Here is a 9,286-nt window from a genome sequence, read left to right on the forward strand (position 1 = left end):
ACCAACACCCATTAAATATCGAGGCTTGTCTTTTGGAAGTACACTTGTAACAATGTCTGTCATTCTATACATTTCCTCCGCAGGTTCACCTACAGAGAGCCCTCCAATTGCATTACCAGGCATGTCGGTTTCTGCAATCGCTTCAGCAGACATTTTTCTTAAGTCTTCGTACGTGCTTCCTTGTACAATTGGGAGTAAGGTTTGGTTGTAACCGTATTTATTTTCCGTGTTGTTAAATTGTGTGATACAACGCTTAAGCCAGTCGTGGGTCATATGCATGGAATTCTTAGCATATTCATATTCGCATGGATATGGAGTACACTCATCGAATGCCATAATAAAGTCTGCACCGATAGTTCGTTGGATGTCCATTACGTTTTCCGGAGTAAATAAATGTTTTGAACCATCAATATGAGAAGAAAACTTTACACCTTCTGGCGTAATTTTTCTTCTTTCGGCCAAAGAATATACTTGGTATCCGCCACTATCTGTTAGCATTGGTTTATCCCAATTAATAAACTTATGAAGTCCTCCTGCTTTTTCAATCACCTCTAATCCAGGACGTAAGAATAGGTGATAGGTATTGCTGAGCATTATCTCAGCTTTAATATCTTCTGATATTTCGTGATGATGAATTCCCTTTACACCACCGAGTGTTCCGACCGGCATAAAAAAAGGTGTAGAAATACTTCCATGATCGGTAACTATTTTACCTGATCTTGCGTTTGATTTATCATCAAAATGGGTTATTGTAAATTTCAATAGTTCTTAATTTTGAAGACCAAAATTAGTTATTCTTATTCGATAAGAAGTTCTAAGCGAGTAAATTTGAATTAGTAAAGTAAACAAGCCATTATAGTACTCTTTAACATATTGTTAGTCGCGTTTATTATTCAAGTATTCTTTTACTTGATAGTATTCTTGAAAGTCTCTTCTTATAAGAAGAGAGAAGAAGGGGGTTTTTCTGATCCTGTTTCTATTATTATATGTGCCAAAAATGAATTAAAGAATTTGAAAGCTAATATGCCTTCAATACTTAGTCAAGATTACTTCGATTTTGAAATAGTAATTGTGGATGATAATTCGGAAGATGGTACATGGGGATATTTACAGGAATTATCGAGTGAGCACAAAAATGTGAGTATAGTTCTTCGTGGGGATTCAAACTTGGATTACATGGGTAAGAAAGGGGCCCTAATGAAAGGAGTGAGGGTGGCAAAAAACGACATCTTGTTACTTACAGATGCCGATTGTGTTGCCACAACAAATCAGTGGGTGACAAGTATGGTAAGTAATTTTGATAACGATACTGATGTTGTTCTTGGATATAGCCCTTATTTTAAAGAAAAGGGATTTTTGAACTCCCTTATTAGATACGAAACATTTTATACTGCTGTACAATATTTTTCAATGTCGATAATTGGCCTTCCGTATATGGGAGTTGGGCGAAACTTAGCTTATCGGAAATTGATGTTTGAGAATAGCAATGCATTGGATCGTTATAGAAATGTGCAATCTGGCGATGACGATTTACTAATAAATGAAATGGCTACGAGTAAAAACGTAAAAGTAGAGATGAGGCAGAACAGTTGGATGTTATCGAAGCCTCAACAGACATTAGCAAAATATACTTCTCAAAAACTGCGTCATTACTCTACTGGCCAGTATTATAAAACGAAATTTAAATTGGTGCTTGGTTTATTAGGAGGAAGCACCTTTCTTTTTCTTTCCTTGATTTTAATGTTATTATTAACTGATGACTACTGGAAATCAGTTCTTTTGCTCTTTGTGGCAAGGGGTTGTCTACAATTCGTTGTGTTTAAAAAATGCGCAAAGAATTTGGGTGAGAGTGATTTATTGCTAAATTCGTCTGTATACGACCTAGTATTAGCATTATTTACACCGGTACTAACTCTAATAGCATCATATTCTAACCGAAACAAATGGTTGATTTAAAACTTAAGTTGTCTGAGAAGGCATATAATGACTATAAATTGGTATGTGCTGCAGTCGAAAATCAGGATCAAAAAGCCTATGCCGAATTGATGGATAGGTATCGTGATTCGATATTTTTCATGCTTTTGAAAATGGTTAACAATAGAGATGATGCTGAGGATCTTACAATAGAAGCTTTTGGAAAAGCATTTAAAAAACTACACCAGTATACACCGGATTATGCGTTTAGTACTTGGTTGTTTAAAATTGCTTCAAATAATTGTATTGACTTTATTCGTAAGAAGAAGCAAATAATGCTTTCGATAGATCGCACCGTAGAGAATGACGAGGGTGGTGTAATCACTATGGACCTGAAGGCAGAAACTCTTGATCCAGAAGAAAAAATCATTGAAAAACAAAAGGTTTTAATGATGAGAGAGGTCGTTCAAAAGTTAAAACCTAGGTATAGAGAACTGATTGAATTAAGGTATTTTAATGAGTTTTCTTATGAGGAAATTTCAGATCAATTAGATATTCCATTAGGCACAGTTAAAGCTCAGTTGTTTAGAGCGCGTGAATTTCTCCAGAACTTAATGCGTAACTTGCACGGCAAAATCTAATTAATTCATGGCATTATCAGACGATGCTAATCTTTTATTAAAGTATTTCCCAAATTTATCTAAAGACCAAATTGCTCAATTTGAGAAAATGGGTAATATGTATAGGGAGTGGAATAATCAGATAAATGTTATATCCAGAAAGGATATTGATTTTCTCTTCGAACGCCACATACTTCATTCGTTAAGCATTTATAGAACCGGGACTTTTGTTGAAGGAACAAGTTTTTTAGATGTGGGAACCGGAGGAGGTATTCCAGGGCTTCCTCTGGCCATTGTTATGCCTCATTGTAAATTTCATTTAATTGATGCTAGAGGTAAAAAAATTAAAGTAGTCAATGAATTGATAGAACAATTAGGGCTGAAAAATGTTACAGCAGAACACATTCGTGCAGAAGACGTGAAAAAACAGTACACATATGTACTCGGCAGGGGTGTTACGAATTTTGTGGATTTCTATGAACTAGTTCGTCGGAGAATTAAAAAAGGTGGTAAGAATGAAATTCCTAATGGTATTATATATTTAAAGGGAGGTGATTTTGATACGGAACTAAAGAAATTAGGAAATGTGCTAATTCAAGAATGGAATTTGTCTGAAATATTTGAACAGGAATTTTTTGAGACAAAAAAGATAATCTCTGTGAAGGTCTGATTATTCAAATACGGTTTTCGTAGGAGTTTTAAACTGAAGCTTACTGAGATTAAAGTATCTGCCCTGTTCGTCCTTTATAAGTTCTTCATGAGTTCCCATTTGAGTCAGGCTTCCCTCATCTATTACCAAGATTTTATCTACATTTCTAATGGTTGATAACCGATGTGCAATTACAAGGGTAGTTCTGTCTTTCATTAATTTGTCTAGAGCATTCTGAACCAATTCTTCCGATTCAGTATCCAGTGAACTGGTAGCTTCATCTAGAATAAGAATGTTAGGGTTTTTTAATACGGCTCGGGCTATTGCTATTCGTTGTTTTTGTCCTCCTGATAGCTGAACACCACGTTCTCCAACAATAGTATCCAGTCCTTTCGGGAATTTTTCTATGTAGCTTAATGCGTTTGCTTTTTCTGCAGCAGCTTTAATTTCTTCTTCGTTTGAAGATGGATTACCGTAAGCAATGTTTTCACGAATGGTGCCGCCAAATAAAATTACCTCTTGAGGTACAATTGCCATTTGTCCTCGGAGTTCCTCTAATGAGTAAGAAGATATAGGTTTTCCTTCTATTGATATTTCTCCTTCCTGTGCATCATAAAAACGCATTAGCAAAGAGATTAACGTAGATTTCCCGGATCCTGAAGGGCCTACGATTGCAATCTGTTCCCCTTGTTTTACATCAAAAGAAATATTGTTTAATACTTTTATCTCTTTCCTGGAAGGATAGGTGAAGCCTACATTATTGAATGATATATTGCCAAGAAAAGTAGAATGCTTGATTGAATTGTCAATATTGATGTCTTCATGATCTTCATCCAGTAAATCAAGTAAGTTCTCTGTAGCTCCTACTGTCTTTTGGATTTGCGCATATCTATCTGCAAGTCCACCAATCGAACCTCCTATTAATCCAGAGAAGACTATAAATTCAATAATATTACCGTTGTTAAGTTCTCCTTTCGTGATAAGAAAGGCTGCATACCAGATAACTGCTATAACTGAACCGAATAAGCTAAGCATTATAAATGCTGCGAAACCACCTCGCCAAATGCCACCTTTAATAGCAATGCTTTTAATATCAGTAGCACTCTTACTATACCTTGCAATTTCAAATATTTCGTTTGTAAAAGCCTTTACATTAGCAATGCCTTGTAATGTTTCTTCTAGGATAACATTAGAACTAGCAGTTTCATTTTGCTTTTCTTTGGATAGTGTTCGAATGAATTTTCCAAATATCACCGCTGCGATAGCTACCATGGGAACAATAGAGAGCATTAGTGCGGTTAGCTTAATTGAAGTAAATGCCAAATAAGTAATACCTCCAATAATAATAATGAGCTGTCTTGCAAATTCGGCGACGGTTATTGTAAAGGCTTCTTCGATTTGCGTAATGTCTGCAGCCATCCGGCTATTAATTTCTCCAACTCTTCTTTCTGAAAAGAAAGGCACTGGTAGTCTTATTAGGTTGGAATAAAGAGCAATCCTTAAATCGGAAATCATTTTTTGGGTTGTATTTACAAAGAGTGAAATTCGAAAGAATGCGCAGACTACTTGAATTAACATTAATCCGATCAGTTCAGATCCTATTTGTGTTAAATCTTTAGTGGAAAGCGCACCATTACCTGAATTAACCAGTTGGCCTAGTAATTTAGGGAAGATAAGCATCACTCCCGAGCCAATAAAAAGGATTACAATGCCCAGGAAATAGGGCCATCTATATGGCTTAACGAATTTTAAAATGCGCATTGCTTTTTTAAAAGACGACTTTGTAAGCTTGATTTTTTCTTCTTTCTCTTTCATAAACTATATAGCAGTGGCAAAGATAATCATTAAAGAAATATCAATTGATTTGAGCTTCGGGAATAATCCTTAAATAATAAGCGAGAAAGAATTTTTTGTATTGAAAAATTCCCGTATTTTTGCAACCCAAAATTAATAGAAAAGTGAAAAGAACATTTCAGCCATCCGTAAGGAAAAGAAAGAATAAGCATGGTTTTCGAGAGAGAATGTCAACTGCTAACGGTAGAGAAGTAATTGCTAGAAGAAGAGCAAAAGGTAGAAAGAAGCTAAGTGTTTCGGATGAGCGATCGCACAAATAGTGACTTTTACTAAAAAGACTTTATTTAAAGGAGTTTCCATTATTGGTTACTCCTTTTTTTTTGAACAATTTGTTAATAAAATGGGCTAAGGAAAAGCATGCTTTGCCATGTTCAAGAGCTAACTTTACAAGCAACTTAAATGCTATAATACTACCATTCAATGCCAAGAGATGAATCAATAAAATCGCTTCTTATTATAGGAAGCGGGCCAATAGTGATAGGTCAAGCTTGTGAGTTTGATTATTCAGGTTCCCAGGCTTCTCGTTCTGTAAGAGAAGAAGGGATAGAAGTAACGCTAATTAATTCCAATCCGGCTACTATCATGACGGATAAAGTTGTTGCTGACAATATTTATCTAAAACCACTTACTGTTGAATCTATCGAAGAGATAATTGCTATTCATGATATTGATGCAGTGTTGCCAACAATGGGTGGGCAAACGGCTCTAAATCTTTGTATCGAATGTGATAAGTTGGGTATTTGGGAAGATGCAGGAATTAAAATTGTTGGAGTTGATATCGAAGCGATTGAGATAACAGAGAATAGAGAGGCATTTAAAGGGTTGATGGACAATATTGGAGTTGGTTCCGCACCTTCACATACTGCTAAGTCATTTCTTGAGGGAAAGGAGATTGCACAGGAACTGGGTTTCCCGTTGGTTATCAGGCCTTCTTATACTTTAGGTGGTACTGGAGCTTCATTTGTTCACACAAAAGAAGAATTTGATGAATTGCTTACTGTTGGCTTGCATGCATCACCAATACATGAAGTCTTAATCGATAAGGCATTACTAGGTTGGAAAGAATATGAATTAGAATTATTGCGTGATCAAAATGATAATGTGATTATTATCTGTTCAATCGAGAATTTTGATCCCATGGGAATCCATACTGGTGACTCCATAACAGTAGCACCAGCAATGACAATGTCTGATAAGACATATCAGCGTATGCGTGATATGGCTATTAAGATGATGAGAGCAATTGGAACTTTTGCCGGTGGTTGTAACGTGCAGTTTGCGGTAAGTCCAGATGAGGCGGAAGATATTATTGCAATAGAAATTAATCCTAGGGTTTCAAGGTCATCTGCATTAGCTTCGAAAGCAACCGGTTACCCAATTGCTAAGATTGCTTCCAAATTGGCAATAGGATATAATTTGGATGAATTAGATAATCAGATAACAAAAAGCACCTCTGCTTTCTTTGAACCGACGTTGGATTACGTAATTGTTAAAATTCCTCGATGGAACTTCGATAAATTCCCAGGATCTGATAGGACTTTAGGTTTACAGATGAAATCTGTTGGTGAAGTGATGGGCATCGGCCGAACTTTTCAAGAGGCACTTCAAAAAGCTTGTCAGTCGTTAGAGATAGGTAGAAATGGACTTGGAGCTGATGGTAAAGAATTAAAGGATCAGAATAAAATATTACACAGTTTAGGTAATGCAAGTTGGGATAGATTATTCCATGTATATGATGCGTTTAAATTGGGTATCTCGCACGAAACAATTTTTGAGAAAACGAAAATCGATCCCTGGTTTTTAAATCAAATTGAAGAAATGTTGGCTTTAGAAACGGAAGTTTCGAAGTTTAATGTTGACACGATAGAGAAGGGGCTTCTATTAGAAGCAAAGCAAAAAGGTTATGCCGACCGTCAGGTCGCACATTTGTTGGATTGTAAGGAAAGTGAAGTTTATAACCGACGAACTGAACTTGCAATTAATCGAGTTTATAAATTAGTAGATACATGTGCCGCTGAATTTGAAGCGATGACACCATATTACTACAGTACATTTGAGTCTGAAAATGAGTCGGTTCGTAGTGATAAGAAGAAAATTGTTGTCTTAGGTTCTGGACCTAATAGAATAGGTCAGGGAATCGAATTCGATTATAGCTGTGTTCACGGCATACTTGCTGCAAAAGAACTTGGCTACGAAACCATAATGATTAACTGTAATCCAGAAACGGTTTCTACTGACTTTGATACAGCCGATAAATTATACTTTGAGCCTGTGTTCTGGGAGCATATTTATGATATTATTAAGCACGAAGATCCAGTTGGAGTAATAGTTCAGTTGGGAGGTCAAACAGCACTTAAGTTAGCTGAGAAACTGGAAAAATATGGTGTGAAAATTGTCGGAACCAGTTATGCCGCTCTTGATTTAGCTGAAGATAGGGGAGCATTCTCTTCTTTGTTAAAGAAGATGGATATTCCTTATCCTGAGTTCGGTGTTGTTGAAGATGCACAAGAGGCGAGAGAGCTCTGTAAAACATTAGGATTTCCAATCTTAGTTAGACCTTCATATGTACTTGGAGGCCAAAAAATGAAGATTGTAATAAATGAAGAGGACCTAGAACATCAAGTAATAGACATATTGAATGTTTTACCAGGTAATCAGATTTTATTAGATCATTTTTTATCCGGAGCAATTGAAGCAGAAGCGGATGCTATTTGCGATGGTGAGGATGTTTATATTATCGGTGTAATGCAGCATTTAGAACCAGCAGGTATTCATTCAGGTGACTCTTATGCAGTGCTTCCTCCTTATAATTTAGGCGATTTAATTATCGAGCAGATAAAGGATTATACAAGAAGGATTGCGATAGAGCTGAAAACTGTAGGTCTCATCAATATTCAGTTTGCAATAAAAGATGATGTAGTTTATATCATCGAGGCGAACCCAAGAGCTTCAAGAACAGTTCCTTTTATTGCGAAAGCATACCAAGAGCCTTATGTTAAGTACGCTGCTCAGGTAATGATAGGAGATAAAAAGGTTGCTGATTTCGATTTTAAACCAGTTAAAAAGGGATATGCAATTAAAATTCCTGTTTTCTCGTTTGATAAATTTCCTAACGTAAATAAAGAATTAGGACCCGAAATGAAATCGACTGGGGAAGCAATTCAGTTTATCGACGATCTTAAAGATCCTTTCTTCAGAAAGATATACAAAGAAAGAAACTTGTATTTAAGTCAATAGGATGGGTGTAATAAAAACTATTTTCATAATAGTTTTGGTGTACTATGGGATTCGATTTATCGGTAGGATAGTGGCGCCAATATTATTGAAGTTGTTGTTTAATAAAGCGCAGCAAAGATTTCAGGATCAAAACGTTAATCATTCTGATTCAGATCGAGAGAAAGGTGAGGTTCGAGTAGAAAGTAAAAGTTCGAAATCAGGTACTGAAAATAAATCGAATGTCGAGTATACAGACTTCGAAGAAGTGGATTAAGGGATACTAATAGATAATTCTTTCTATGAAGAAGCAGTTGTTCATTGTTGGTGCAGGTCGGTCTGGAACAACTCTACTGCAAAGTATTCTCGATTCACATTCGGAAGTTTCGTTTTCTCCTGAATCTCATTTCTTTAGAAATTATATTGTTCCACAATTGCTAAGTAAATCAACTAGTACTATTAGTAGTGCCCAAGATTTGGTTGACTTACTGAATAAAGATGAAGGATTTAAAAGGCTAGACATTGATGCAAAGGAATTGGCTTGGGGTATAGACTTTAGCTCCACTAACTTTTTCACAGATGTTTTTGACAAAATGAATGAAACGTACTTGAGAAAATCAGGTAAAATGCATTTTGGAGATAAGGATCCAATGAATTTGAATTATTTGAAATTATTGAAAATGGCGTTTCCTGAAGCCTATGTTATTCATATAGTGAGGGATCCAAGAGATGTTGTTATGTCAAGAATGAAAACATCTTGGGGTAAGAAGTATCCATTTTTCGCACATGTTTTCGATTATGCATTTTTTGTAAGGAAAGCTCTGAATGACGGGCCAGGCTTATTTAAAGAGAGGTATTTGGAGGTCAGATATGAGGATTTGGTAAGGAGTCCAGACTTGATAGTGGAGAGCATGTGCAAATCGATCGGAATAAGCTATGAACCATCTATGTTGTCGTTTTATGAAAATGAACATGATTTGGTTAAAGAGGATGAAAAAGAGTGGAAGGGAAATGTAGTTAAACCTATTATGGAAAA

9 protein-coding genes are annotated in these 9,286 nt (G+C 35.9%); 7 read left to right on the plus strand and 2 right to left on the minus strand.

Going from position 1 to position 9,286, the window contains the following annotated elements; genetic code table 11:
* A partial coding sequence (tgt, locus tag HRT72_13810) for a tRNA guanosine(34) transglycosylase Tgt (GenBank protein NQY68784.1) occupies positions 1 to 762 on the minus strand: 762 nt, incomplete at its 3' end.
* 159 nt (positions 763 to 921) lie between these two features.
* Between tgt and HRT72_13815 the strand changes: the two genes are divergently transcribed.
* Genes HRT72_13815 through rsmG form a run of 3 tightly spaced genes read left to right on the plus strand, consistent with a single transcriptional unit; the run spans position 922 to position 3,204 of the window.
* The gene (locus HRT72_13815; GenBank protein NQY68785.1) at positions 922 to 1,956 is read left to right on the plus strand and encodes a glycosyltransferase; all 1,035 of its coding nucleotides are present in this window, start codon (positions 922 to 924) and stop codon (positions 1,954 to 1,956) included.
* On the plus strand, positions 1,944 to 2,555 hold the full coding sequence (locus HRT72_13820; protein ID NQY68786.1) for a sigma-70 family RNA polymerase sigma factor: 612 nt from the start codon (positions 1,944 to 1,946) through the stop codon (positions 2,553 to 2,555). Before HRT72_13815 ends, HRT72_13820 begins: the two co-directional genes overlap by 13 nt.
* A 7-nt stretch (positions 2,556 to 2,562) precedes the next feature.
* Positions 2,563 to 3,204, plus strand: coding sequence for a 16S rRNA (guanine(527)-N(7))-methyltransferase RsmG (rsmG, locus tag HRT72_13825; GenBank protein NQY68787.1), 642 nt, complete (start codon positions 2,563 to 2,565; stop codon positions 3,202 to 3,204).
* Here the strand turns inward: rsmG and HRT72_13830 are convergent, their stop codons facing one another.
* Positions 3,205 to 4,998, minus strand: coding sequence for an ABC transporter ATP-binding protein (locus HRT72_13830; protein NQY68788.1), 1,794 nt, complete (start codon positions 4,996 to 4,998; stop codon positions 3,205 to 3,207).
* A 143-nt stretch (positions 4,999 to 5,141) separates the two neighbouring features.
* Here HRT72_13830 and rpmH point away from each other — a divergent pair, with 143 nt between their 5' ends.
* From rpmH to HRT72_13850, 4 genes are all read left to right on the plus strand, one after another.
* Positions 5,142 to 5,297 (plus strand): 50S ribosomal protein L34, encoded by a 156-nt coding sequence (gene rpmH, locus HRT72_13835; GenBank protein NQY68789.1) that lies wholly within the window; start codon positions 5,142 to 5,144, stop codon positions 5,295 to 5,297.
* Positions 5,298 to 5,457: 160 nt separating this feature from the next.
* Complete coding sequence (gene carB, locus HRT72_13840) at positions 5,458 to 8,274, plus strand: carbamoyl-phosphate synthase large subunit (GenBank protein NQY68790.1); 2,817 nt, start codon at positions 5,458 to 5,460, stop codon at positions 8,272 to 8,274.
* Position 8,275: 1 nt separating this feature from the next.
* On the plus strand, positions 8,276 to 8,527 hold the full coding sequence (locus HRT72_13845) for a DUF4834 domain-containing protein (protein NQY68791.1): 252 nt from the start codon (positions 8,276 to 8,278) through the stop codon (positions 8,525 to 8,527).
* A gap of 25 nt (positions 8,528 to 8,552) precedes the next feature.
* Positions 8,553 to 9,286, plus strand: a 734-nt coding sequence (locus tag HRT72_13850) for a sulfotransferase (protein NQY68792.1), incomplete at its 3' end; no start/stop codon positions are given.

The organism is Flavobacteriales bacterium, assembly GCA_013214975.1.
Classification (GTDB): Bacteria; Bacteroidota; Bacteroidia; order DT-38; family DT-38; genus DT-38.

Excerpts from the sequence above, each read along its gene's own strand:
- HRT72_13820 (NQY68786.1), top strand. The coding sequence starts at position 1,944 with ATGGTTGATTTAAAACTTAAGTTGTCTGAGAAGGCATATAATGACTAT.
- HRT72_13830 (NQY68788.1), bottom strand. The coding sequence starts at position 4,998 with ATGAAAGAGAAAGAAGAAAAAATCAAGCTTACAAAGTCGTCTTTTAAA.
- HRT72_13845 (NQY68791.1), top strand. The coding sequence starts at position 8,276 with ATGGGTGTAATAAAAACTATTTTCATAATAGTTTTGGTGTACTATGGG.
- carB (NQY68790.1), top strand. The coding sequence starts at position 5,458 with ATGCCAAGAGATGAATCAATAAAATCGCTTCTTATTATAGGAAGCGGG.
- rsmG (NQY68787.1), top strand. The coding sequence starts at position 2,563 with ATGGCATTATCAGACGATGCTAATCTTTTATTAAAGTATTTCCCAAAT.